The sequence below is a fragment of the Bacteroides sp. GD17 genome (assembly GCF_038448625.1).
Classification (GTDB): domain Bacteria; phylum Bacteroidota; class Bacteroidia; order Bacteroidales; family Bacteroidaceae; genus Bacteroides.
Genome location: NZ_JBCEZS010000011.1, coordinates 89,179 through 114,090, shown reverse-complemented (window position 1 = coordinate 114,090; position 24,912 = coordinate 89,179). Strand labels below are relative to the sequence as shown.

At 48.3% G+C, this 24,912-nt stretch carries 18 protein-coding genes; 6 read left to right on the top strand and 12 right to left on the bottom strand.

The annotated features are described in order from the left end of the window. Positions 1-70 precede the first annotated feature (70 nt). The 3 genes from AAE250_RS16625 to metA form a co-directional block, all read right to left on the bottom strand. Positions 71-1,051: a hypothetical protein gene (locus AAE250_RS16625; RefSeq protein ID WP_294595977.1), complete on the bottom strand. Its 981-nt coding sequence runs from the start codon at positions 1,049-1,051 to the stop codon at positions 71-73. 110 nt (positions 1,052-1,161) lie between these two features. Continuing rightward, positions 1,162-3,021, bottom strand: coding sequence for a peptidase U32 family protein (locus tag AAE250_RS16620; protein WP_294595646.1), 1,860 nt, complete (start codon positions 3,019-3,021; stop codon positions 1,162-1,164). A gap of 16 nt (positions 3,022-3,037) precedes the next feature. Then, positions 3,038-3,955, bottom strand: coding sequence for a homoserine O-acetyltransferase MetA (gene metA / locus AAE250_RS16615; protein ID WP_294595645.1), 918 nt, complete (start codon positions 3,953-3,955; stop codon positions 3,038-3,040). A gap of 341 nt (positions 3,956-4,296) precedes the next feature. Here metA and AAE250_RS16610 point away from each other — a divergent pair, with 341 nt between their 5' ends. The 5 genes from AAE250_RS16610 (at position 4,297) to AAE250_RS16590 (ending at position 10,264) form a co-directional block, all read left to right on the top strand. Further along, a complete protein-coding gene (locus AAE250_RS16610) occupies positions 4,297-6,198 on the top strand; it encodes a fimbrillin family protein (protein ID WP_294595644.1) in 1,902 nt (633 codons plus the stop codon). 91 nt (positions 6,199-6,289) lie between these two features. After that, entirely contained in the window at positions 6,290-7,243 is a 954-nt protein-coding gene (gene metF / locus AAE250_RS16605) for a methylenetetrahydrofolate reductase [NAD(P)H] (RefSeq protein ID WP_294595642.1), read from the top strand. A 19-nt stretch (positions 7,244-7,262) separates the two neighbouring features. Next, positions 7,263-8,387, top strand: coding sequence for a DNA polymerase III subunit (locus tag AAE250_RS16600; protein ID WP_294595974.1), 1,125 nt, complete (start codon positions 7,263-7,265; stop codon positions 8,385-8,387). 10 nt (positions 8,388-8,397) lie between these two features. After that, positions 8,398-9,801 (top strand): PSP1 domain-containing protein, encoded by a 1,404-nt coding sequence (locus tag AAE250_RS16595; protein ID WP_294595640.1) that lies wholly within the window; start codon positions 8,398-8,400, stop codon positions 9,799-9,801. Beyond that, positions 9,779-10,264: a gliding motility lipoprotein GldH gene (locus AAE250_RS16590; protein ID WP_294595638.1), complete on the top strand. Its 486-nt coding sequence runs from the start codon at positions 9,779-9,781 to the stop codon at positions 10,262-10,264. Before AAE250_RS16595 ends, AAE250_RS16590 begins: the two co-directional genes overlap by 23 nt. A 189-nt stretch (positions 10,265-10,453) precedes the next feature. Here AAE250_RS16590 and rodA read toward each other — a convergent pair whose 3' ends face one another. The 9 genes from rodA to AAE250_RS16545 form a co-directional block, all read right to left on the bottom strand. After that, positions 10,454-11,905: a rod shape-determining protein RodA gene (gene rodA, locus AAE250_RS16585; protein ID WP_294595636.1), complete on the bottom strand. Its 1,452-nt coding sequence runs from the start codon at positions 11,903-11,905 to the stop codon at positions 10,454-10,456. A gap of 54 nt (positions 11,906-11,959) precedes the next feature. Beyond that, positions 11,960-13,828 carry a penicillin-binding protein 2 gene (mrdA, locus tag AAE250_RS16580; protein ID WP_294595634.1) on the bottom strand — a complete coding sequence of 623 codons (1,869 nt, stop codon included), beginning with the start codon at positions 13,826-13,828 and terminating at the stop codon, positions 11,960-11,962. Positions 13,829-13,885: 57 nt separating this feature from the next. Further along, a complete protein-coding gene (gene mreD / locus AAE250_RS16575; RefSeq protein WP_294595632.1) occupies positions 13,886-14,386 on the bottom strand; it encodes a rod shape-determining protein MreD in 501 nt (166 codons plus the stop codon). A gap of 39 nt (positions 14,387-14,425) precedes the next feature. Beyond that, positions 14,426-15,271 (bottom strand): rod shape-determining protein MreC, encoded by an 846-nt coding sequence (gene mreC, locus AAE250_RS16570; protein ID WP_294595630.1) that lies wholly within the window; start codon positions 15,269-15,271, stop codon positions 14,426-14,428. Positions 15,272-15,280: 9 nt separating this feature from the next. Then, entirely contained in the window at positions 15,281-16,303 is a 1,023-nt protein-coding gene (locus tag AAE250_RS16565) for a rod shape-determining protein (RefSeq protein ID WP_007667579.1), read from the bottom strand. Positions 16,304-16,317: 14 nt separating this feature from the next. Then, a complete protein-coding gene (gene purH / locus AAE250_RS16560) occupies positions 16,318-17,841 on the bottom strand; it encodes a bifunctional phosphoribosylaminoimidazolecarboxamide formyltransferase/IMP cyclohydrolase (protein ID WP_294595628.1) in 1,524 nt (507 codons plus the stop codon). 195 nt (positions 17,842-18,036) lie between these two features. After that, on the bottom strand, positions 18,037-20,073 hold the full coding sequence (locus AAE250_RS16555) for a M13 family metallopeptidase (protein ID WP_294595627.1): 2,037 nt from the start codon (positions 20,071-20,073) through the stop codon (positions 18,037-18,039). A 46-nt stretch (positions 20,074-20,119) separates the two neighbouring features. After that, positions 20,120-22,075: an ABC-F family ATP-binding cassette domain-containing protein gene (locus AAE250_RS16550; protein ID WP_294595625.1), complete on the bottom strand. Its 1,956-nt coding sequence runs from the start codon at positions 22,073-22,075 to the stop codon at positions 20,120-20,122. A gap of 89 nt (positions 22,076-22,164) precedes the next feature. Beyond that, positions 22,165-23,667 carry a sensor histidine kinase gene (locus AAE250_RS16545; protein WP_294595623.1) on the bottom strand — a complete coding sequence of 501 codons (1,503 nt, stop codon included), beginning with the start codon at positions 23,665-23,667 and terminating at the stop codon, positions 22,165-22,167. A gap of 395 nt (positions 23,668-24,062) precedes the next feature. Here AAE250_RS16545 and AAE250_RS16540 point away from each other — a divergent pair, with 395 nt between their 5' ends. Next, positions 24,063-24,911, top strand: a complete 849-nt coding sequence (locus tag AAE250_RS16540) for an AraC family transcriptional regulator (RefSeq protein ID WP_294595621.1) — start codon at positions 24,063-24,065, stop codon at positions 24,909-24,911. Position 24,912 lies beyond the last annotated feature (1 nt).

Here is a 24,912-nt window from a genome sequence, read left to right as displayed (position 1 = left end):
TACGTACAAAGATAGACATTTTCCGGTATCAATCGGCCCGTTTATGAGTTAAATTATTCTGTAAGATCCCTTATTCATTAATAGCCCCGCAATGCGGACAAACTCCTTTTTCCTTTATTTTCTGTCCGCAATTGCCACAGCGATAACGTGCCGCCATCAGGGATAGACGCAATTTCCGGCAGAATATCCAGATAAAAGCAGCCAGGAATGCATAACCTATATAAATGTGTGTCGTCAAGATAAAGAAGAAGTAACAAAAGATGCAGCAGGATGCCAGTCCCAGCAGATAGAACACAGCTGCTGCCGGAGTAAGCTGACGGAAAAGGTCATCGAGAACAGCCAGCAGCACAACGACAAACAACCAGATGCTCAGCAGAAAAACGGAAAGCACAAACGGCACCTTGAAAGGCGACAGCGTAGGATTGAAGTAAAAATGCTCCCACGTATCGGGCACAAACACCTGCATCGACTCGTAGATCGTAGCACTGAAAGCCATGAGCAGGCACAGCAACAACGGATAAAGGCTGTCGATATCATTGAAATAAACCATCTTCAACTGCTTGCGACGGAAAGCCCGGAAAAGCCAGACAGCTACGAACAAGGCAAAGATGATGATGAAATAAGAGGCATGCGTATCGCTGAACAGATAAATGGCCTGCGAAATGCTATCTGTCGGAACAAAAGCCTGCCTCATTTCAGACTCGCGGAGCCAGCCCTGCACTTCCTGCGAATGCGCCAATTTTACCCACACACTGTCCACGCTATCTGCCGGATGAATGGCAAACTCGGCCACTACAACACGGTCTCCCCGATAGAGCATATTATAACAATCCTTGACGGGCAGGCAGGCAAGATTAATGGAATCGACATGCAATTCCAGATTCGTATTCCAGGTATAATGCCGCTCATAGAGGTAGGTGAGTGAATCGCGCGTCTCCTGATTCAAGTCCTCCGCATCCAGATTGGGACGGGGATAATGGCAGGAAGAAAGAAATATCAATGCCAAAAGAAGAAGGAAATGAAAAGCTTTAAGGGCAGTTCCTCCCGTCATCCTGAACACAGTGAAGAATCCCTTCCACCGGATATGCCCAAAGAGAAGAGATTCTTCACTGCGTTCAGAATGACAGGCTCCACTCGCTTTCAACTCTTCATTCTCCATCTTTATTCTTCATTATCTATGACCTTCATCTGACAATTCTTGCAATCAAAAGACAAGCGGAAACGCTTGCCGTCCGTCCCTACCAGATAATAAGGCTCCCGATAAGGCGAGTGTCCCTTCTGGTGTGTGGGACACCATCCCATACTGAAACGTAAGCAATGCTTGCAGAACATGAGCACAGCATTGGGAACTGCCTGCTCTTCATAAGCAGGAGCTATGGACGACAGTCCGTGCTGTTGATAGAAACTCCGGGCAGCGCTATTCGTAACATTGCCCAGATAAGTCAAAGTCTTTGCGGGAAATGCATGGCCGGTCTGTTTCCAGGCAACCAGTTCGCGGTGATAAGTGATACGCCGTGCAGCCACCAGCTTGTCAATAGCCTGACGCCGCCAATCGGCCACAACAGATGCAGGCAGAAACCAGTTCTGAGAAAGACATAAAACGATGCCGGAAGCATCTTCCGACAAAGCCGTCGCTATCTCAAACGGAGTATTGCCCAACTTTGCCAACTGATTTCGCAGGTTATCGGCCTGTGGAGTACGTGCCAATTCCTTTGCATAAGGAAAGGAAAGTGTTACTCGATTGTCATCCTCATCCGTAATCGTCAGACTGAAACCGAAAGAAGTATCTGCCAATTCCCAGCAGACTCCGATTTTACGTTCGGAAGACTTACGGGCAAGGAGACGCTCAAACTCCTGATCGAAATTACGATAAAGGCGGGTACGAGGCTTGATACGAGGCATTTCTCCTGCCGGATAAAGTTTATTGCCATCTACCCGGTTGATACGGAAACCTTGCAGACGGCCCTGTTCATCCAGGAAGCAAACACCATCTCCATTATGAAAAGGCTTCACACCGGCCACTGTAAGATAGTTGCCGCGCTGTTCCTTCATTGTCCCCATCTCTTCGCCCAAAGACTTGGGAGTGTCGAATGAAGTAATCTCCGGCCCGCGGCCTTGCAGGAAATAATGGGTGAAGCCACGACTGAAACTCTTATCCAACTGGGGCTTGAAATCAAAAGAACAAGTACCGGAGGAAGCACGGACGTACTCTTTGCGGCGGGCAAAGATGGCATCCAGCTTTTGGCGGTAGGCAGCGGTCACGTTCTTCACATAAGAAACATCTTTCAAGCGGCCTTCTATTTTCAAGGAAGTAGCTCCGGCATCCAGCAATTCCTCCAGTATTTCACTCTGATTGAGGTCTTTCAGGGAAAGCAGATGTTTGTCTCGCACAATCGTCTTCCCATCGGCATCTACCAAACTGAAGGGTAACCGGCAGAACTGGGCACACTCTCCCCGGTTGGCACTCCGCCCGAAGCAAGCCTGGCTGACATAACACTGTCCACTATAGCTTACGCAAAGCGCTCCGTGCACAAACACCTCGAGCGGCATCTCGGGACAAGCTTCATGAATGCCACGTATCTCCTGCAACGAAAGTTCGCGCGCCAACACTACCTGGCGAAAACCTGCATCGGCCAGGAAACGAACCTTCTCCGGGGTACGGTTATCCATCTGCGTACTGGCATGGAGTGGAATCGGCGGCAAGCTCAGGCGCGTAATTCCCATATCCTGCACAATCAGTGCATCGACTCCTGCACGGTACAAAGCCCAGATCATCTTTTCCGTTTCCGCCAGTTCCTCTTCTTTCAAGACGGTGTTGACAGTAACATAAATGCGGACATTATACAAATGCGCATGCACCACCAAAGCAGTTATATCTTCCAAAGAATTGCCGGCAGCAGCACGCGCACCGAATTTAGGCGCACCGATATACACCGCATCCGCCCCATGATTGACGGCTTCGATACCACATTCCAGGTTCTTGGCAGGAGCCAACAGTTCTATTTTACGCTGCTTTATCATATCTGAGGCAGATTCATTATTCTATATCGTTAATATTATACGGCGTCTCCTGATATACAAAGTAGTTCAGCCAGTTGGAGAACAATAAATTGGCATGGGCACGCCAGCGCACCAGCACTCCTTTTTCCGGATCATCATCCACATAATAATTACGTGGTATCTCGATGGGCAAGCCTTTATCCAAGTCACGACGGTACTCTCCATCCAGCGTCAGCGGAGAATACTCCGAATGGCCGGTCACAAAGAATTCGCGTCCGCCACGCGCCACTGCCATATATACGCCCGCTTCCTTCGATTCGGAAAGCAGTGTCAGTTCGGGAACTTTCAGAATATCTTCCCTTCTCACTTCCGTATGGCGGCTATGAGGCACATAGAAGACATCGTCGAACCCGCGGAAAATGGCATGCAAAGGCAGCAAGGTGCGATGCTCGAAGATACCGAACATCTTTTTGTCCAAAGCATACTTGGATACTCCATAATGATGGTAAAGTCCGGCCTGTGCCGCCCAGCAGATATAAAGAGTAGAGGTGACGTGCGTCCGCGCCCAGTCAAAGATTTCCTTAATCTCATCCCAGTAGGTAACTTCTTCAAAGTCCATCTGCTCCACCGGGGCGCCGGTAATAATCATGCCGTCGTACTTCTCGTGACGCATTTTCTCAAAATCCGTATAGAACGTTTTCATGTGTTCTATCGGAGTATTCTTGGAGGTATGGCTCTTTATCTTCATGAACGATATCTCCACCTGAAGCGGAGTATTGGAAAGCAAACGTACCAAGTCCGTTTCCGTTGTAATCTTCAACGGCATCAAGTTCAGGATAACGATACGCAGCGGACGAATGTCTTGTTGGGTTGCACGAGAGTTGTCTATGACAAAAATATTCTCTTCTTTCAGCAACTCTATGGCAGGAAGTTTATCAGGTAAATTTAAAGGCATGAGTTTATATCTATGGTTTAACTTGTTACTGACTACGATTTTAGCGTGTAAAGTTAGCCAAAAAATCAGAGCGGGATAAATATTTTATAAAAGTTTTTATTGATTTAGTCTTCTCCTTTTAACACTTTTAATTACATTTGCGACCGTTTTAAACAAACAGTGCAAAGAAATAAGATTAAAAAGCACCGTGAAGCCAAGCGTGGCATCAGTAATTAGCGTCCAAAAGCGTAAACAACTTTTCCATACGAATTATAGCCCTGCTTTATCCACATTCTCAACACACAACATATTGAAGACTAACCGGGTAAGTGGCGATGCCATCAACCCATAAAAATAATATTATGAAAACTATTTCATCAAAAGGGGTGATCCTTACAACCCTATTCAGCTGCATGGCCTTTTGGAATGCAGCTTGTGTAAACAGTATCGACGAAGATGCAGAGATAGACGTAGCAGAGGGGACTACTCCCATCACCTTCTCCATCAAAATGGAGAAAGAAACGACAAGAGTCACTAATACTACTTTTGAGAAAGGAGACAAGATGGGACTCTTCGCAACTACTGCCTCCGGCTCCATCAAAGGAAAACGATATATCGACAACCTGGCATTAGAATATACAGAAGGTAGCACTCTCACACCAAAGAAAGCCGTTTTTTATCCGGAAGGTGACGTAGCGCTGGACTTTATAAGCTATTACCCCTACCAGCCCGATGGAGTTCCTGCCGGAAGTTCCCTTATACCCGTATCTGTGCAGATAGACCAAAGCAGTGACAAGAACCGTTCACAAAGCGATTTCCTAATCGCAAAGACAGGGGGAATCACCAATAAATCAAAAGCCGTAACACTGGAATTCCAACATAAGCTGTCCAAACTGACCATCACCCTGACTCCCGACGCAAGCAACACCGCTGATAATTTATTGAAAGCCAACCCGAGAATCGTAGCAACCGGACTCAAGACATCCGCCAACTACAACCTGGAAGACGGAACATTCAGCAACCTGGAAGGCACCAAAGACATCGTAGCTTCCGGAGACTGGAAAACCGATAAAGACGGCAAACTTGTCGGAAAAGAAATCATCATCATACCACAAGCCATAGACGGCGACGGACAGTCGTTCATCATGGAGTGGAACGGACGTATATACAGTTGCGCAATACCAAGTGTAGAAATGGGAAGCAGCATGCAATGCCCCATCAACATATCGACCATGCAAAGCAACAGCAATGTACTGAGCAGCTTTGCCGGGAAAATCAAAGAATGGACAAACATAGACCCGATGGAAACCGATAATACAGAAGATTATACCGCTGTACATATCTCAGCACTTTCTTTTTCCCAATCCAACGTCTACAGAATTTATCATGAAGGAACACCCGTAGCCGAAGTCTGCAAAGAATACCTTACCGACCCGCTGACTTCCAGAGCCATCGTTGCCTATCCGGTGACAGAGAACGAAAAGACCGATTTGAGTAACGGAATCATTCTGCAACTTACAGACCGCAACGACATGATTTGTGGAGGAAAAATCAGCTGGAATACGGACGACTATGGATTCACTTACACTGAAGGAGATGCCACCTCCATAGACAAGTTTTACATAGACGACGCCCACAATCTGTCCCTGAAGAAACCGAAAAATGCTGTCAAAGTAAATATTGCCAGCCACACCCTGCTGGATATCAGAAAAGGAATAGCCGATGAATATCCCATCACCAAAATCGGAAGACAATATTGGATGAGAGAAGAACTGCGTGCAACAACCTATCAGGACGGAACCGCACTGAAAAAACAGATCGATCTGGGGAAAGACAAAGCCGGATATTATAAACCGGATAAATACAATATTTATTTTTACAATGGAGAAGCCATATTAGGAGGTGAACTGACACCCGACGGCTGGAAGATTCCATCGGACAATGACTGGGAAGAACTAAAGAAATACATCGGTGATGCCGCCCTACTTAAAGCCGGAGAATGGCAGACAATGATATCAGGAGAAGTAGTTCCTGTTAATAACTATGCGCAGTTTAGTGCTTTCCCTGTAGGGATGTGGTATAATAAAGAGCATAACAGCCCTTACAAGATGACAGCTTTCTGGAGTTGGGACAAGGCAAAGAATACGCTTTCAGAGAAAACAGTGTACTTTCTCGGTGAAAGCAATGAGTTCGTTCAAAGCACGGCACATGTCAGCAATAAAGACTATTATAAGGCTCTTTCCATCCGCTGTATAAAAGAATAACCATCAATTTCGGCGTTTTTCATTTCTTTTTCGTATTTTTGTTCCCAATGTGCAAGTTTCTTGCCAATCGGACAAAGATAACGAAAAAGAAATGAGAGTAATCGACCTGATAAACAGTAACGAAAAAACAGCTTTTTCCTTTGAAATACTGCCGCCGCTGAAAGGAACCGGCATCGAAAAGCTGTATCAAACCATAGATACATTACGGGAATTCGATCCCAAATACATCAATATCACCACGCACCGCAGCGAATATGTGTACCAGGATCTGGGCAACGGATTGTTCCGGCGAAACCGCTTGCGCCGCCGCCCCGGTACGGTTGCCGTAGCTGCCGCCATTCAAAACAAGTACGATATCACAGTAGTGCCCCACATCCTTTGCAGCGGTTTCAGCCGCGAAGAGACCGAATACGTACTGCTCGACCTGCAATTCCTCAACATCACCGACCTGCTGGTGCTGCGTGGAGACAAAGCCAAACACGAGTCCGTGTTTACTCCCGAAGGCGACGGTTATTACCACGCCATCGAACTGCAAGAACAAATCAACAACTTCAATAAAGGTATTTTCGTCGACGGCTCCGAGATGAAGGTCACCAATACGCCGTTCTCTTATGGCGTGGCCTGCTACCCGGAAAAGCATGAGGAGGCTCCAAACATCGATACAGACATCTACTGGCTGAAAAAGAAAATGGAGATGGGTGCGGAATACGCAGTAACCCAACTCTTCTACGATAACCGGAAATATTTCGACTTCGTGGAGCGTGCCCGCCAAGCCGGCGTCACCATTCCCATCATACCGGGCATCAAGCCTTTCAAGAAACTGTCGCAACTCAGCATGATACCCAAAACTTTCAAGGTAGACCTGCCCGAGGAGCTGACAATAGAAGCCATGAAATGCAAGACCGATGCGGAAGCACAGCAGGTAGGCATCGAATGGTGCGTGCAACAATGCAAAGAGCTCATAGCGCACGGTGTGCCCAGTCTGCACTTCTATTCCGTAGGAGCCACAGACAGCATCAAGGAAGTTGCCAAACAGATTTATTAAACAGAAAACAAAAATCGTGATAGGATTTAAAGATGTAATAGGACAAGAAGCAGCCAAACAAAGGCTGATACAAGAAGTGCAGGAAGGTCGCATCCCGCATGCACAACTGTTCTGCGGTCCGGCTGGCGTGGGCAAACTCCCGCTGGTACTGGCTTATGCCCGTTACATTTGCTGCCCCAACCGCACGGAGACAGATGCTTGCGGCACGTGTCCCTCTTGTGTGAAGTGGAACAAGCTGGTGCACCCCGACGTACATTTCGTATTCCCGATTGTAAAAAGCGCCAAGGGAAAGAAGGAAGTATGCGACGATTACATCACCAACTGGCGGCACCTGGTGCTGGGCAGCCCTTATTTCGGCCTCAACCACTGGCTGAACGAAATGGACGCCGAGAACGGGCAAGCCATCATCTATGCCAAAGAAAGTGACGAGATAACGCGCAAGCTCAGCCTGAAATCCAGCGAAGGCGGCTATAAAATAACCATCGTGTGGCTGCCGGAGAAGATGCACGAAGTTTGTGCCAACAAGCTGCTCAAGCTGTTGGAAGAGCCCCCCGAGAAGACCGTATTCCTGCTCGTCTCCGAAGCTCCCGAAATGATACTGCCCACCATCCTCAGCCGTACGCAGCGGTTCAATATCCCCAAGATAGAAGAAGCGGACGTGGCCGCAGCCTTGCAGCAGAAGTTCGGCGTACAGCCCGCAGACAGCGAAGCCATTGCCCACCTGGCAAACGGCAACTTCATCAAAGCATTGGAGACCATCCACCTGAACGAAGAGAACGAACTGTTCTTCAACCTGTTCGTCAGCCTGATGCGCCTCTCCTACCAGCGCAAGATACGGGAAATGAAACAATGGAGCGAGCAACTGGCCGGCATGGGACGCGAACGGCAGAAGAACTTCCTGGAGTACTGCCAGCGCATGATACGCGAGAACTTCATCTACAACCTGCACTGCAAAGAGATGAACTACATGACGCTACCCGAACAGAACTTCGCCACCCGCTTCGCCCCCTTCGTCAACGAACGGAACGTGATGGGCATCATGGACGAGTTGAGCGAAGCCCAAAGACACATTGAGCAGAACGTGAATGCCCGCATGGTATTCTTCGACTTCTCACTGAAAATGATTGTATTATTAAAACAATAGATATAAAGAAATGGAATTCAAACTACATAACGGAAGCGGATGTCTCTGCTGCAAAAGTTGCGGCAGGCAGGACAAGCAACTGAACACCTACGACTGGCTGGCCGACATACCGGGCAATGCCGATGAAAGCGACCTGGTGGAAGTGCAGTTCAAGAACACCCGCAAGGGATATTACCGCAACAGCAATAAGATACCCGTAGAGAAAGGCGACATCGTTGCCGTAGAAGCTACTCCCGGACACGACATCGGTGTGGTGACGCTGACGGGCCGACTCGTGCCGCTGCAAATGCGGAAAGCCAACATCAAGTCGGAAACAGATATCAAGCGCATCTACCGCAAAGCAAAACCGGTGGACATGGACAAGTACAACGAAGCCAAAGCCCGCGAGCACTCCACCATGATACGCGCCCGCCAGATAGCCCTGAACCTGAATCTCAACATGAAGATCGGAGACGTAGAGTATCAGGGAGACGGCAACAAAGCCATCTTCTACTATATTGCCGACGAGCGTGTAGACTTCCGCCAACTGATCAAGGTGCTGGCCGAAGCCTTCCATGTGCGTATCGAAATGAAGCAGATCGGCGCCCGCCAGGAAGCGGGACGCATCGGCGGTATCGGTCCCTGCGGCCGCGAGCTATGCTGCGCCACCTGGATGACTTCATTCGTATCGGTATCTACCAGCGCCGCCCGCTTCCAGGACATTTCACTGAACCCGCAGAAGCTGGCCGGACAATGTGCCAAACTGAAATGCTGCCTCAACTACGAAGTAGACTGCTATGTGGAAGCACAAAAGCGTCTGCCTTCCCGTGAGATAGAGCTGGAAACCAAAGACGGCGTCTTCTACTTCTTCAAAGCCGATATCCTAAGTAACCAGATTACCTACTCAAGCGACAAAAACATACCTGCCAACCTGGTAACCATCAGCAGCCGGCGTGCCTTCGAGATTATCGGACAGAACAAACGCGGCATCAAGCCCGACAGTCTGACCGAAGAAACCCAGCGTCCCGAACCCAAGAAGCCGATAGACCTGCTGGAACAGGAAAGCCTCACCCGCTTCGACCGCAGCCGCGGCAGAGGCAGAAACAGTGGTGAAAATAATGGCGGAAACAATAGCAGCAACGGCAACCGCAATAAGAAAAAGAAGAAAAGCAATCCAGACCGTCCGCAAGGAGGCGAGCAGCAATCCAGGCCAAGAGAGCAAAAAGAACCGAGGGAACCGAGAGCACAAAGGGAACCGAGGGAAGCAAGAGAGCCAAGAGAACCAAGGGAGCCAAGACAAGGAGAACAGAGACGAGAGCCGCGACAAGGTGGCGAACGTTCGCAACGGAACAACAACCGCCGTCCTCCGCGCAATAACAATCCCAAACCTCAAGGAGAAAGACCAGCCCCCAATGAGAAGCCTGCTCAAGAATAGAAACTTTGGTCTGAAAAGTATTATCCTGCTGTTCGTTGCAAGTGCATTGAGTGCTTGCAACGAGCAGACAGTGTATCATGTCTTCCAATCCATCCCCACCGAAGGTTGGCAGCGGGAAGATACACTCTGCTTCAGTGCAGAAGTCCCCGATTCACTTACTTACTACAAGCTGTCCGTCGAAATCCGAAACCGGAACAACTATCCTTATCAAAACATCAACCTCTCCGTCAGTTGTACTGCCCCCGACGGAAAGAGTCTCCCTGCAGACACCCTGCAACTCATCCTGGCAGATAAAGAAGGTATATGGAAAGGAGACGGCTGGGGCGGCCTGTACCAATCTGCATTTCCGGCAGGAAGCGTACAAATAGACAAGCCGGGTACATATCTCTTCAAAGTAGCCTACACCCTACCGGACGAAACACTGCCCGGAATCAATGATATCGGCATCAAATTAGATCGATAGAAACCTCTGTAAATAAAGCCATTACAGTTTCCTACGGTAGGAAACGAGCGTTTCTGCCCGCGGAAACGGCAGTTTCTCCTAATGGGAACGAGCGTTTCTCCTAATGGGAACGCCAGTTTCTCCTTATGGGAACGCGCGTTCCCCTATATGGAAACGGGAGTGCCTCCATAAGAAAAGAAATCAAGTCCTTTAGATTCTACGATTACGCCCTGCATCAATCCGCAGGAAGATAAAGAGCAAGATGGTAAAGCCCCAAAGTGAAGACCCGCCATAACTGAAGAAAGGCAACGGAATGCCGATAACCGGCGTCAGCCCCAGCACCATGCCGATATTAATGAAGAGATGGAACAGGAAAATGCTGAGTACCGAATACCCATACACCCGCCCGAAGGTAGAAGGCTGCCGCTCCGCCACGGCAACAAGACGCAATATCAGGATAAGGAACAGCAGCAATACAGCCGCGGAACCTATGAAGCCTTCCTCCTCGCCCACCGTACAGAAGATAAAGTCCGTATCTTGTTCCGGCACATACTTCAGCTTCGTCTGCGTACCGTTCAGAAAGCCCTTGCCGGTCAGTCCGCCGGAACCGATGGCAATCTTGGATTGGTTGACGTTATATCCGGCACCTGCCAAGTCCTCTTCCATACCCAGCACCACCTCGATACGTATCTGCTGATGCGGCTCCAGCACTTTATTAAAGAAATAATCACTGGAATAAAGAAACCCTATCGAACCAAGAGCGAACAGCCCCACCAGCAAGTACGTAGAACTGCGCTCGCTCAGCGAAAGGAAAATAAGATAGCCGATCACCACCACGCACAGCCCCCACTGCACCCACACCAAATTGAAAGGAACCGCATACTCCGAAATCAGATAGGCAACGAGCAACACGGCCAACGACCCGCCTATAATATTCCGCGTAGGCCCCCAACGTTTCTTGTATACCCACACCATGCCCCCGGCAAACAGCAGCACCATCAGCAGTACCGCAAACTCACCGATAGGCGTCGGAGTATCTGCAATCATCACCTCATCGAAGCGGATGCCCACCACAAAATAGACCACCGCACAAATGCCGGAGAACAGCACTACTCCCGGCATACCTTCCCGATAGAGCATCAGAAAGAAGGCAGCATACACTAACGCCGAACCGGTCTCCCGCTGCATGATAATCAGCAGCATAGGCAGCAGAATGAGGAACGCCAGCATAACGGCATTCTTCCAGTTCTTCATCGTGAAGGAATAGGCACTCATATACTTGGCCAGCGCCAGGGCCGTGGCAAACTTGGCAAACTCCGCCGGCTGCAAACTCACCGGCCCCAGGATGAGCCACGAACGCGACCCTTTCGTATCGGGCGCAATGAATATGGTGACAAGCAACAGAAGCATCAGCCCTATATATATAAGGTATGCAAACATATCATAGATAGTATCGTCCAGCATCAGCAGTACGAAACCAAGGCCGAAGGAACATATAATCCAGACAAACTGCTTGCCGGCACGGGTCGAGAAGTCCAGGAAGTCACGGTCGCCGTAATCGTAACTTGCCCCGCAGATGCTGAACCAGCCGAATACAATCAGTATCAGGTAAACGACAATCGTCACCCAATCCAATGATTTCCATATACTATCTCTACGCATCTGTTTATCTACTATTTAATTGTTAATTGTCAATTATCAACTGTCAATTGTTTATTATCGTTCTTCGTCGCCATAGAGGATTACCCGGTTGCTATATTCCTCTGCACGTACCTCATTCTCCGGCGACAGCTTTCCATGCAAGTACTGGTCCATCATAATGGCACCGATAGGCACCCCATAAGTCGCCCCGAAACCACCGTTCTCCACATATACCGCAATGGCTATCTTCGGATCGTTCATCGGTGCAAACCCCATGAAGACGGAATGGTCCTTCCCACGGTTCTGCGCCGTACCCGTCTTTCCGCATGCCTCCACGCCGGGCAGGAAAGTACCCACCAGGCGGCAAGTGGCACTACCCGTACTTCCGGTGACGGCAGCGCGCATGCCTTTCACCACTTCTTCGTAATATTCGCGGTCGATGGTGGGATAGCGCGGCGTGCGGTAGAGGCTGTCCAGTTCATTGTCCTGTATCTCCTTTACGATATGCGGCGTGATGAAGTGCCCGCGGTTGGCAATGGTTGCTCCCAGATTGGCTATCTGCAGCGGGGTGGCGGTAATCTCGCCCTGCCCGATGGCAATACTGATAACCGTCAGTCCGTTCCAGGAACCCCGGTAGGGTTTATCATAGAATTTGGCATTCGGAATAAAACCACGCTGCTCACCCGGAAGGTCTACACCGAGTTTATAGCCGAAGCCTTGTGACACCATGTGGTCTTTCCACACCGTAATGGCATTCTGCGGCGAACCATATTTCTTGTCACCGAACATACGGAACAGTCCCCAGCAGAAATAAGAGTTGCAAGACGTGGCAATGGCGGGTATCAATGACAATGGCGAACCGTGCCCGTGACACCCCACATGCAGGCTTCCGTAGTTGAATCCATGCGCACAAGGGAAAGCCGGATAGTCTTCATGGATAATCCCCTCCTGAAGGAAGGTCAGCGCCTGGGCAGTCTTGAAAGTAGACCCCGGTGGATATGCCCCCATAATAGCACGGTTCAGCAAAGGCTTCCGCTTGTCCATCTGCAACAGACGGTGATTCTTGCCCCGCTGACGTCCGATCATCAGATGAGGGTCGAAGGAGGGTGAGGAAACCATGCAGAGAATCTCTCCCGTGGCCGGTTCGATGGCTACGATTGCACCGATTTTGTTCTTCAGCAGACGCTCGCCCAGCATCTGCAGTTCGATGTCGAGCCCCAAGGTCAGGTTCTTGCCCGGCACGGAAGGACGGTCCAGTTGCCCGTCCATATAGCGCCCTTGAATGCGCCCATGTGCATCGCGAAGCAGTATCTCTACCCCCTTTTCTCCACGAAGATACTTTTCGTAGGATTTCTCGATACCTTGCTTGCCGATATAGTCACCACGGATGTAGTAATCGTCATTTTCGATTTCCCGCTTGGACACCTCGCCGATATCTCCCAATGCATGTCCGGCAGAGTTGTAGGTATATTGCCGGATGGTACGCCGCTGGATGTAGAAGCCGGGGAACTTGAAGAGTTTCTCCTGAAACACCCCGCACTCTTCGGCAGAGAGTTGCGTCATAAACGTCTGATGCGTGTATTTTGAATAACCGGGGTTCATCCAGCGGTTCCTGACGTCCTTCATCCGCTTCTCGAACTGCTCCATAGTGATGTTCAGAGCGTTGCAGAAGTCGAGTGTATCCAGTTGTGTCACTTCCCGCGGCACAAAAGTAATGTCGTAAGCCGGTTGATTGAAGACCAGCAACTTGCCGTTGCGGTCGTAGATAGCCCCTCGCGAAGGGTACTGTATCTTATTCAGAAAAGCATTACTGTCCGCATTCTTTTTGTAATCATCCGTCATGATTTGCAAGTCGAACAACCGGAGCATGTAAAGGAGGACGATGACCACAGCCGCCGCCCCTATCACATATTTACGCTTCTCCAGTACATAATCTTTTGCCATTACTCAACCCCCATCAATCACTTTATCATCCTATCACTCTATCACTTTATCACCCTATCACTTCTTCCTCATCCCCTCCACCGCCATGATGCAGACTACGGTGAGCAACGTGCTTGCCACAATTCTCAGCAGCAGCGTGCCCATGTGGGCAAAGGAGAAGAATTCAATGGTAAGCAACACTCCATGATGCACAAAGACACTGACAACCAGGTATTTCAAGAAAGGAGAAACACCCATTGTACGAATAGAGGGCACAATGCTTTCCAGTGTATCGCGAGGCACGAACAGCCGCAGGAAAGTGGGACGCAGGAAAGCCAGCAACACCGTAGCCGCCGCATTCATGCCCGGAGTGTCCGAGAAGACATCCACCGCCAGTCCCAGGCAGAATGCCCATAGCATCAATGCATTGCGGGGAGTGTCCGATTCGAATTTCAATATCAGGTAAATGTATAGAAACGGAGTGGCATATCCTGCTATATGCACATTGTTCAGTATCAGCACTTGCAACAGTACCAAACCAATAAACCACCCTATTTTATGCAGATAATTGATTACCAATTTCTTTTAGATTTTACTGTTTTCAACTGAAATTACTTATCACTTCAAATCTTTGTCATTTTCCAGCGCCTTCTGCTCCTCTTGTCCGCTACGCGATATGACGCGCACATTACTCACCTTTCCAAAGTCCGTAGCCAGCTTTATCTTCAACAGGTACGAAAGCCCGTCGTGCGAGTCGGACATATCATCTACCGTACCTACCAAAACACCTTCGGGAAATACCGTAGAATAACCACTGGTCACCACCGTGTCTCCCAGGTTGAATTCGGCATGACGGGGCAAGTCCTTCAGATAAGCGAAACGCGAATCGCCTCCCTCCCACTTCAGATAACCGAAATAATCACTGCCCACAATCTTGCAACTGATACTGGACTTACTGTTCAGCAACGGAATGACCAGTGAATAATTGGGAGAGGTTTTATACACAATACCTACCACGCCATTGGCATCCACCACCCCCATCTCGGGACGGATACCTGTCGAAGTGCCACGGTCCAGGGTAATGTAGTTGTCTGCCCGGTTCAGACTATTCTTTATGACGTTCGCCTTGAATATCCGATACTGGTCGGTAGCAAGCCGCTCCAGGCTATAAAGCCTTGCAGAGTCCACTCCCTTCTCCTTCAATGTGTTCTCCAGAGAAGCTACCCGCTGTTCCAGCCACATGTTGCGGTCCAGCAAATCTTCGTTGACGGACTTCAAGTGGAAATAAGAACTGATGCCGCCCGAAATCTCATAAACCTTCCCCGCCACTCCGTTGGCAGAAGTGAAATACACACTCTGCTGATAATGGTTGAAGCGAAACAATAAAACAAAACTGGCCACCTCTAACAGCAGAAAGAGGAACCAGTAATTGTATTTAATAAGGAAGTTCAGTAAATTTCGCATACGCCGGTATTATCTCATCAGGAATGAGAAGCGGTCGACGTTCTTCAATGCTACGCCCGTACCTTTGGCAACAGCATGCAAGGGGTCTTCCGCAATGTGGAACGGTATGTTGATTTTGTCTGTCAGACGCTTGTCCAGTCCGCGGAGCAGAGCACCGCCACCTGCCAGATAGATGCCATTGTGTACAATGTCGGCATACAGTTCGGGAGGTGTGTTCTCCAGTGCATTCAGGATAGCCGTCTCAATCTTGGAGATAGACTTTTCCAGACAGTGAGCCACTTCCTGATAGCATACCGGCACTTCCATGGGCAATGCCGTAATACGGTTCGGACCATGAACGATGTAATCTTCGGGAGCATCTTCACCCAGTTCGGTCAAGGCAGCACCTACATTGATTTTAATACGTTCGGCCATACGTTCGCTGACCTTTACATTGTGCTGACGGCTCATGTACTCCTGAATATCGGCAGTCAGGTCGTCACCGGCAATGCGGATGGAGTTGTTTGCCACGATACCTCCCAAGGAGATAACGGCAATTTCAGTTGAACCACCACCTATATCTACAATCATGTTACCCTCCGGTGCCTCTACGTCGATGCCGATACCGATGGCAGCAGCCATGGGTTCGAAAATCAGGTAAACATCACGTCCGCCGGCATGTTCGGCAGAGTCGCGTACAGCACGCAGCTCTACTTCGGTACTTCCCGAAGGAACACCGATTACCATACGGAGTGAAGGAGAGAAGAGACGGTTACGGTTGTTCACCATCTTGATAAGTCCGCGTATCATCTGCTCGCAAGCATAGAAGTCGGCAATTACACCGTCGCGCAGCGGACGGATGGTACGTATGTTTTCGTGGGTCTTTTCGTGCATCATCTTTGCCTTGTCGCCCACGGCAATCATCTTGTCAGTACGACGATCCAGCGCCACTACCGAAGGCTCATCCACCACAATCTTACCGTTTGTGGTGATGATGGTATTGGCTGTGCCAAGGTCCATCGCTATTTCTTGTGTGAAAGAGAATAATCCCATTGTTTAATTGAATATTAATGTTTAAAATGACGGAATCCGGTAATTACCATTGCCATGTCATGCTCGTTGCAATACTCAAACGAAAGTTCATCTTTGATGCTTCCGCCCGGCTGGATAACGGCAGTTATGCCTTCGTTGCCTGCAATCTCCACACAATCGGGGAAGGGGAAGAAAGCATCGCTGGCCATTACGGCGCCATTCAGGTCGAAGCCGAAGTTCTTGGCTTTCTCGATGGCTTGCTTCAAGGCATCTACGCGGCTGGTCTGGCCTACACCGCTTGCCAGCAATTGCTTGCCTTTTGCCAGTACAATCGCATTGGACTTGCTGTTCTTCACAATCTTGTTGGCAAAGAGCATGTCTTCTATTTCTTCAGCCGTAGGAGCTTTGGTAGTTACGGTCTTCAGTTCTTCGGGAGTTTCTACCTTGAGGTCGCGGTCCTGTACCAGCACACCGTTCAGCAAAGAACGGAATTGCTTCTTGGGCAGGGCAGCCTGCTTGCGAACCAGAATAATACGGTTCTTCTTCTGACCGAGGATTTCCAGTGCATCCACATCATAGTCAGGAGCAATGATCACCTCAAAGAATATCTTGTTGATCTCTTCGGCAGCCTCTTTGTCTATCACGCCGTTGGTGATAAGCACACCACCGAAAGCCGATACCGGGTCTCCGGCAAGTGCATCGTTCCAAGCATCCAGCACCGTAAGGCGGGAAGCCAGGCCGCAAGCGTTGTTATGTTTCAGTATGGCAAAGGTCAGATCGTCGAATTCGTCTATCAAATCAACGGCAGCGTTGATATCCAGCAAATTATTGTAAGAGATTTCCTTACCATGAATCTGATCGAACATGGTGTCGATGTTGCCATAGAAATAACCTTTCTGATGCGGGTTTTCACCGTAACGCAAAGTCTTCTGATTATTGGCAGAGCAACGGAAAGCAGAGCCTTCTTCACCATCGAAGTAGTTGAAGATAGCCGAGTCGTAGTGAGAGGAAACAGAGAAAGCCTCTTTGGCAAACCAGCGGCGTTCTTCGAGGGAAGTAACGGCACCATGCTCCATCAGCATATCGCGGAGCGGCTGATACTGGGCTTGCGAAGCGACGATCACCACATCGTTGTAATTCTTGGCAGCGGCACGAATCAGTGAGATACCGCCTATATCGATCTTCTCGATGATGGCCGGTTCGTCGGCACCGCTGGCAACGGTTGCTTCAAACGGGTATAAGTCGACGATAACGAGGTCTATTTCGGGAATTTCATATTTGGCAATTTGTTGCATGTCTTGTTCCAGTCCGCGGCGGCAGAGAATACCTCCGAATATTTTCGGATGCAGGGTCTTTACACGGCCACCCAGGATGGAAGGGTATGTAGTAAGGTCTTCCACCGCCTTGCAGGGATAACCTAAAGATTCTATAAATTGACGGGTTCCACCGGTCGACAGGAACTCTACACCTTCTTCGTGCAGTTTGGTTATGATTTCGTCCAAACCTTCCTTATGGTAGACGGATACCAGAGCTGTTTTGATTCTTTTTGTTTCAGACATGGATTTGCGTATTAAAAGTATGCGTATATTAGAATTTGATGCGCAAAGTTACAAATTTTGTTTATTCGCACATACATTCATACACAATAAATTAGGTATAATTAAAAAAGGCAGGGAAAGATGATAAAAAGAGAGAGGGTGCCGAAGCCGAAATTAGCTTTGACACCCTCTCTTAAAAGCAGTATCGTTTTCTGCTTACCAGATAGAAACTCGTTTTTCTACCGGCAAGAACATTGGATCTTTTTCCGTAATATTGAATGCTTCGTACCAAGCACCGATTTGTGGCAGAGCACCGTCTACACGCCACTTGCCCAGTGAATGAACATCACTCTTCGTACGGTTCAATACCTCTTCGGGACGGATATTGTTGGCCCATACGCCTGCGTAGGCCAGGAAGAAACGCTGTTCGGGTGTGAAGCCGTCTTTATCTTGCAACGGAGCGGCGGCAGTGGCTTTCTTGAATGCCTGGTAAGACACCTGCAAACCACCATGGTCCGCGATGTTTTCGCCTAATGTCATACGTCCGTTTCCGTATACTCCCGGTGCAACTTCAATGCTATCAAAGAAATTCACCATTACCTGTGCACGCTCATCAAACCTCTTGGCATCTTCTTCCGTCCACCAATCTTTCAGATTGCCGTCTTTATCGTATTGGCGACCCTGGTCATCGAATCCATGCGTCATTTCATGTCCGATAACAACACCGATAGCACCGTAGTTGAATGCATCGTCCGCATTCATATCGAAGAACGGATATTGCAGGATACCGGCGGGGAAACAGATCTCATTGGTAGTAGGATTATAATAAGCATTCACGGTCTGCGGAGTCATGAACCATTCATCTTTGTCTACCGGTTTGCCGGCTTTGGCAATCATCTCGGCATGATTCCACTCATTGGCACGTTCGGCATTTGCCCAGTAAGAATCATCTTTGACTTCCAGCGTAGAGTAGTCTTTCCATTTATCAGGATATCCGATTTTCACGTGGAAGGTAGCCAGTTTTTCCAATGCTTTCACTTTGGTGGAATCTCCCATCCAGCTCAAGTTTTGAATACGTTCTCCCAAACTTTCCTGCAGGTTCTTCACCAAAGTCACCATACGTTCTTTGGCAGCTGCTGGGAAATATTTCTCCACATACATTTGGCCGACAGCTTCACCCAAAGCAGAGCTTACAGTACCGACAGCTCTCTTCCAGCGTGGTTGCATTTCCTGAGTACCGCTCATGGTGCGATCATAAAAATCGAAGTTCTGTTCAGCCATTGCATCATTCAAGCAACTTGCAGCAGCATCGATCAACTTCCATTGCAAATAGAGGCTTTGTTGTTCGATGGGCAAAGTATTCAGAATATCGGCAGCAGCTTTCAAGGAAGCAGGCTGGCCTACAATAATTTCTTTTACATCCTTTAATCCCAAAGCAGACAGATAAGCATCCCAGTCGAAAGTGGGATAATTCTTCTTCAACTCTTCCATGCTCATCTTGTTATAGTTAGCATGAGGATCGCGCAACTCCGTACGGGAACGGAATGCTTTAGCAAGACGTGTTTCCACATCCATCACTACCTCCATGCCCTTCTTGGCAGTAGCCTCATCAAAGCCTGCCAACTGATACATCTTCTGTACATGCGTACGGAAGGCATCGCGGATTTTAGAAGTAGCTTCGTCGTTTTCCAGATAATATTCGCGTTCACCCATACTCAAGCCCGTCTGATAAGACTGCACAGCATTCATGTCGCTGTTCATATCATCGGCACCTACACCGACATAAAAGTAGGATACAATGCCCTTTTTCTGCAAGTTTCCAAGCAAGGCATAAAGTTCTTTGGTATCTTTCAGAGCTGCCAGTTGGTCGAGTTCAGCCTTAATTGGAGCCACGCCCTCCTTATTCAGTTTCACGCTGTCCATTACAATTTTGTAGAGGTCGCCTATCTTCTGTGCTATGCTCCCTGCCTCGTGCTGGGTAGCAGACAGTTCTTCAATCAGTTCCTGAATCTGCTTGCGGTTGTTTTCTGCAAGAATAGTGAAGGAACCATACTGTGAATACTCGCCCGGTATCGGATTGTTCTGCATCCAACCGCCACAGGCATATTGATAAAAGTCGGTTCCGGGAAGAGCCGTTGTGTCAAGATTGGCAAGCTGGATGCCGGCAGTAAATTCTGCCTGCTTCTTGCCGGTGCTGCAGGATGCTGCCAACAGGCAGAATGCTGCGATGGGTAAAAAATGAAATGCTCTCATACTTATATTAATTAAATTGATACCATAAAGTAACGCCCTTATTCCATCACGCGTTTTTAAGTTCTTCCAGTTCCACCGAAGCCGCATCCCATTCCTCCATCACTCGGTCCAACTGGGTTTTCAGCTTCTGATGTTGTTCATAAAGAGACATATCCGAAGCGCCTTCCGGGGTAGCCATCCTGGATTCCAGTATGGCGATGGCCGATTCGGTCTGTTCTATTTCCGCTTCGCAATCTGCCACCCGGCGTTCCAGCTTCTTCAGTTTCTTATTAAGTTCTTTCTGGGCTTCGTAAGACAATTTGTTCTCCGAAGGCAGTGCATCCGTGTCAGCAGCTTTAGTGCCGACAGGCGAAGCCGAGAGAGACGGAGCTTTCTGCAATTCATTCAGGTTCTCGATCTGCTTCTTTTGCAGAAATTCGTAGATGCCGCCAAGGTGTTCTTTCACCAAGCCGCCACCAAACTCATATACTTTAGTCGCCAGCCCGTCCAGGAAATCACGGTCATGGCTCACAATTATCACAGTACCGTCAAAATCACGTATCGCATCTTTCAGTATGTCCTTAGAACGCATATCGAGATGATTCGTAGGTTCATCCAGAATCAGGAAGTTTACCGGTTCGAGCAACAGTTTTATCATGGCAAGGCGAGTACGTTCTCCACCGGACAACACCTTTACTTTCTTGTCCGAAGCCTCACCGCCAAACATGAAAGCACCGAGGATATCGCGTATCTTCGTACGGATATCTCCCACGGCCACACGGTCAATCGTATCAAACACCGTCAAGTTCTCGTCCAACAGTTGCGCCTGGTTTTGTGCGAAATAGCCGATCTGTACGTTATGTCCCAAAGTCAGCTTGCCGGTATAGTCCGTAATTTCGTCCATGATACACTTCACAAGGGTAGATTTACCCTCGCCGTTCTTGCCTACAAAGGCAATCTTCTCACCGCGGTTTATCGTCAGATTCACATCGTGGAAGATTACATGACTGCCGTAAGCCTTGGCCACATCCTCACAAATCACAGGATAATTACCACTACGGCTGCTGCAAACAAACTTCAATCTCAGTGCCGAGTTATCTTCCTCGTCCACTTCGATGCGCTCTATCTTCTCCAACTGCTTGATGCGGCTCTGCACCTGCACGGCCTTGGTAGCTTTATAGCGGAAACGCTCAATGAAGGCTTCGGTATCTTCTATCTGCTTTTGCTGATTCTCGTAAGCACGCAATTGCTGCTCCCGGCGCTCCTTGCGCAGTACGACAAATTCATCGTACTTCACTTTGTAGTCGTAAATACGCCCGCAAGTGATTTCAATGGTACGGGTGGTGACATTGTTCAGGAAAGCACGGTCGTGGCTCACCAGCACCACTGCATTGGCACGCGTGGCAAGGAAGTTTTCCAACCACTGAATACTTTCGATATCGAGGTGGTTCGTCGGTTCGTCCAGAAGCAGAACATCGGGACGGCGCAACAGCAGCTTGGCAAGCTCGATACGCATACGCCAGCCACCGGAAAACTCGGAAGTAGAACGGTCAAAATCTTCGCGGCTGAAGCCCAACCCTTGAAGAGTACGTTCTATTTCGGCACGATAGTTCGTACCGCCCATCATCAGGAAACGTTCATTCTCGTGCGTAAAGCGGTCGATAAGTTTCTGGTAATCCTCACTGTCGTAGTCGGTACGCTCTGCAAGCTGTTGGTTCATACGCTCTATATCGGCCTGCATCTCAAAGATATGCTCAAAAGCAAGCTCAGCCTCTTCCATCACGGTACGCTCATCACTGAGTATCATCACCTGGGGCAGATAGCCGATAGTGCATTCGCGGGGTACGGCTATAACGCCGGCCGTAGGCTGCTGTAAACCAGCCAATATCTTGAGCATGGTAGATTTGCCCGCACCATTCTTACCCACCAGGGCAATGCGGTCTTTCTTGTTGATAACGTAAGAGACGTCTTCGAACAGAGGCGTAGCATTGAATTCTACCTTCAGTCCTTCTACAGATATCATAGTGTCAGCGATTTTATCATTTAGGACTGCAAAGATAACGAATTCCAACCGTATATAATGAGAAAAACACGATAAATCTATCAATACATCTATCCTGCCACATCCAACGGCAACGTCACTGTAAAACAGGTACCTTCGTTTTCTTTGGAAACAACCGTTATATTGCCATTCAGATGTTCGATAATATTTTTACAGATAGGCAATCCCAGCCCTGTGCCCTGGATAAAAGAATCTCCTTTATAGAAACGTTCGAAGATATGAGAGAGCACCTCTTCCGACATCCCTTTTCCGGTATCTCTCACAAACACCTCTACCGTGCCGGGGCACTCCTGCCTGCATCCCAAGCAAATGCATCCTTCATGCGTAAACTTTACAGCATTGTTTATCAGGTTGTTCACAACCTGCCCCAGCCGTGCCGGATCTGTATGGAGCAAAGGAAGGTATTCCGGCAAATCCAATATCATCTCCACACCCTTCGGCATATTCATCTTCTGTGATTTAGCAATATCATTGAGCACCATGTCCAAGGAGACATCCTGCAAATGAAACTCCATTGTATCCGACTCAATCTTGGACAAGTCGAGAATATCCGAAATCAAGACCATCAGCAGCTGACTGTTCTTTTCTATCAGAGAAGAAAATTCATTGATTTCTTCAGCACTCAACTCCTCCACCTCGGAGGCCAGCAGAGTGGAGAATCCCACAATCGCATTGAGCGGTGTACGTATCTCATGGCTCATATTGGCAAGGAACATACTCTTCAACTGGTCGCTGCGCTGGGCTTTCTGTAAAGCTTCATTCAGGCGGGCTTCCGTATCCTTATACTTTTGCGTACTCATGCAGATGCCGATGACGCGAAAAGGCAAGTCGGCCAATTGCCCTACATAGGTAGACTGTACCTCGAACCATTCGTAAGTTCCATCTTGCCGGCGCAAGCGATAAGGTATCAGATTCTCATTCAGCTTGCCCTCCAACTGTGAAGCCAAAGCACCGATAACGGTATCTACATCATCGGGATGGAGATAGTTGATAAACTCTTCGGTAGTCAGCGTATAGTCCTTGGTCGGTATTCCCAAATATTCAAAGTAGCGGGGATCAATAACCATCAGATCCCTGTCCATATCATACGACCACTGGAAAATCTGCATCCGGTTCAAAGCAATATTCAACAGACGTGTGCGGGTACGTTCTTCAAGCACATTCCGATAGTACAGTACCACCCTGGACAGTTTTTTATCCCTATAGATACCCGCCAGCGAGCCTTCTATCAGGAAACGTATTTTACGCTGCGGCTCACAGATAAAACTATTGGCGGAGAATGTCGTCACAGGTTCCCTGCCTTCCTGTATCTTCTGCAAGAAACGGGGCAATACATTTTCCTTATCTTGTATCACTTCCAGCACAGAAGCAAGGTCCTTGCCTATCAAAGCCTCCGCGTGCTTTTGCTGCAGGTCTTCAACAGCCTGCTTGTTAATGCGGTCGATACGTCCTTTCGCATCGGCAACGACAATGCCCACCGGCCACGAATCGAACAATTGTTCCGCTACCGCGTTAACCATCTTTTCAGCTTCAGGATACAACTTGGCATGCATACGGAAAATATATATACACAGCCCGACAATGACAGCCAACAAAATGATAATAAGTACTATATAAAGATTAACATCTTCTATAAGTAAAGGATAAATAACAAAAGTACCAGTGTACATAAATCAATGCTTATTCGTATTACTTAGATCCAAGAACTCCTAAAAAACCTGCACCGCACAACATGGCAAGCATAGACAAGCAAAGGTCGGGCTAATACACTTATAAGACAACTTATCGACAGAAAAACAACATTCTATTAATGTTGTTATATATTCCATTATTTACATATTTATTTTATTTAACACACAAAGTCTATGCGCAGCAGTGAAATTAACGATTTTTTCTGTGAATATACGCCAATATCTTTCAATTTTGTAAATTGAAAGAGGATTAACACATGAGTATACCCAAGTTCGACATAAGTGCAGATTTCATTGCTTACATCAACGTCACCACCAATGACTTGAGACAGCGATTAGAACAATCGCATCGTACCCAGGCGTGCATCTTTGCCTTGTGCCGCAAAGGAGTCCTGAAAATAACTATAAACCTAAACCAATACCGCATCGGCCCGAACGACCTTATAGCCATTCCGGCCGGTTCGTTAGTCCAGATCACAGCCATGTCCGACGATGTACTGCTGCACATCATCATGTATTCCCAGCAGCTCATACAAAGTGCCGATATGGTAAAGAATATGGTAGAAAAACTTCATCTCATTGAAAACAATAACGTTATACCTTTACCTAAAATTCCATTTCAACTCTATGAAGAAATGTTCACACTACAAGCACACCTATATAAAGAAGTGGGCAATTTATTAAGCCACTCCACTTTACAAATGTTGTTAGGCCTTACATTGCAAGGCGTATCCGAACTTTGTCCGAAACAAGTTGAAGTCAAGGAGTTTCCAGGCAGCAAGCATTTCCAGCAATACCGTACTTTCCTCCAGATGGTACATGCCGACTACACCCGGGAACACCAAGTGAACTACTACGCTAAAGAAATGAAAATGCAACCGGCTGCCCTCTGCCGACTCGTCAAGAAGGAGTCGGGGCAAACAGCGATGGAAATTATCAACCATACGCTTATTATGGATGCCAAGACGCAACTCCGCACCAGTAGCACACCGGTGAAGGATATTGCCATGAGCCTGGGATTCAACAATGCAGCCTTCTTCAACAAGTTCTTCAAGCACCACGTAGGGATGACTCCACAGACGTTTCGGAAGGGCTACACCCTTTAGG

What these genes read in the sequence shown, in the direction of transcription:
- AAE250_RS16620 (WP_294595646.1), bottom strand. Translation starts at nt 3,021, where the DNA reads ATGATAAAGCAGCGTAAAATAGAACTGTTGGCTCCTGCCAAGAACCTG.
- AAE250_RS16540 (WP_294595621.1), top strand. Translation starts at nt 24,063, where the DNA reads ATGAGTATACCCAAGTTCGACATAAGTGCAGATTTCATTGCTTACATC.
- AAE250_RS16545 (WP_294595623.1), bottom strand. Translation starts at nt 23,667, where the DNA reads ATGCATGCCAAGTTGTATCCTGAAGCTGAAAAGATGGTTAACGCGGTA.
- AAE250_RS16625 (WP_294595977.1), bottom strand. Translation starts at nt 1,051, where the DNA reads ATGACGGGAGGAACTGCCCTTAAAGCTTTTCATTTCCTTCTTCTTTTG.
- metA (WP_294595645.1), bottom strand. Translation starts at nt 3,955, where the DNA reads ATGCCTTTAAATTTACCTGATAAACTTCCTGCCATAGAGTTGCTGAAA.
- AAE250_RS16565 (WP_007667579.1), bottom strand. Translation starts at nt 16,303, where the DNA reads ATGGGATTATTCTCTTTCACACAAGAAATAGCGATGGACCTTGGCACA.
- AAE250_RS16595 (WP_294595640.1), top strand. Translation starts at nt 8,398, where the DNA reads ATGGAATTCAAACTACATAACGGAAGCGGATGTCTCTGCTGCAAAAGT.
- purH (WP_294595628.1), bottom strand. Translation starts at nt 17,841, where the DNA reads ATGTCTGAAACAAAAAGAATCAAAACAGCTCTGGTATCCGTCTACCAT.
- AAE250_RS16555 (WP_294595627.1), bottom strand. Translation starts at nt 20,073, where the DNA reads ATGAGAGCATTTCATTTTTTACCCATCGCAGCATTCTGCCTGTTGGCA.
- metF (WP_294595642.1), top strand. Translation starts at nt 6,290, where the DNA reads ATGAGAGTAATCGACCTGATAAACAGTAACGAAAAAACAGCTTTTTCC.
- AAE250_RS16610 (WP_294595644.1), top strand. Translation starts at nt 4,297, where the DNA reads ATGAAAACTATTTCATCAAAAGGGGTGATCCTTACAACCCTATTCAGC.
- mrdA (WP_294595634.1), bottom strand. Translation starts at nt 13,828, where the DNA reads ATGGCAAAAGATTATGTACTGGAGAAGCGTAAATATGTGATAGGGGCG.
- AAE250_RS16550 (WP_294595625.1), bottom strand. Translation starts at nt 22,075, where the DNA reads ATGATATCTGTAGAAGGACTGAAGGTAGAATTCAATGCTACGCCTCTG.
- mreC (WP_294595630.1), bottom strand. Translation starts at nt 15,271, where the DNA reads ATGCGAAATTTACTGAACTTCCTTATTAAATACAATTACTGGTTCCTC.
- AAE250_RS16590 (WP_294595638.1), top strand. Translation starts at nt 9,779, where the DNA reads ATGAGAAGCCTGCTCAAGAATAGAAACTTTGGTCTGAAAAGTATTATC.
- rodA (WP_294595636.1), bottom strand. Translation starts at nt 11,905, where the DNA reads ATGCGTAGAGATAGTATATGGAAATCATTGGATTGGGTGACGATTGTC.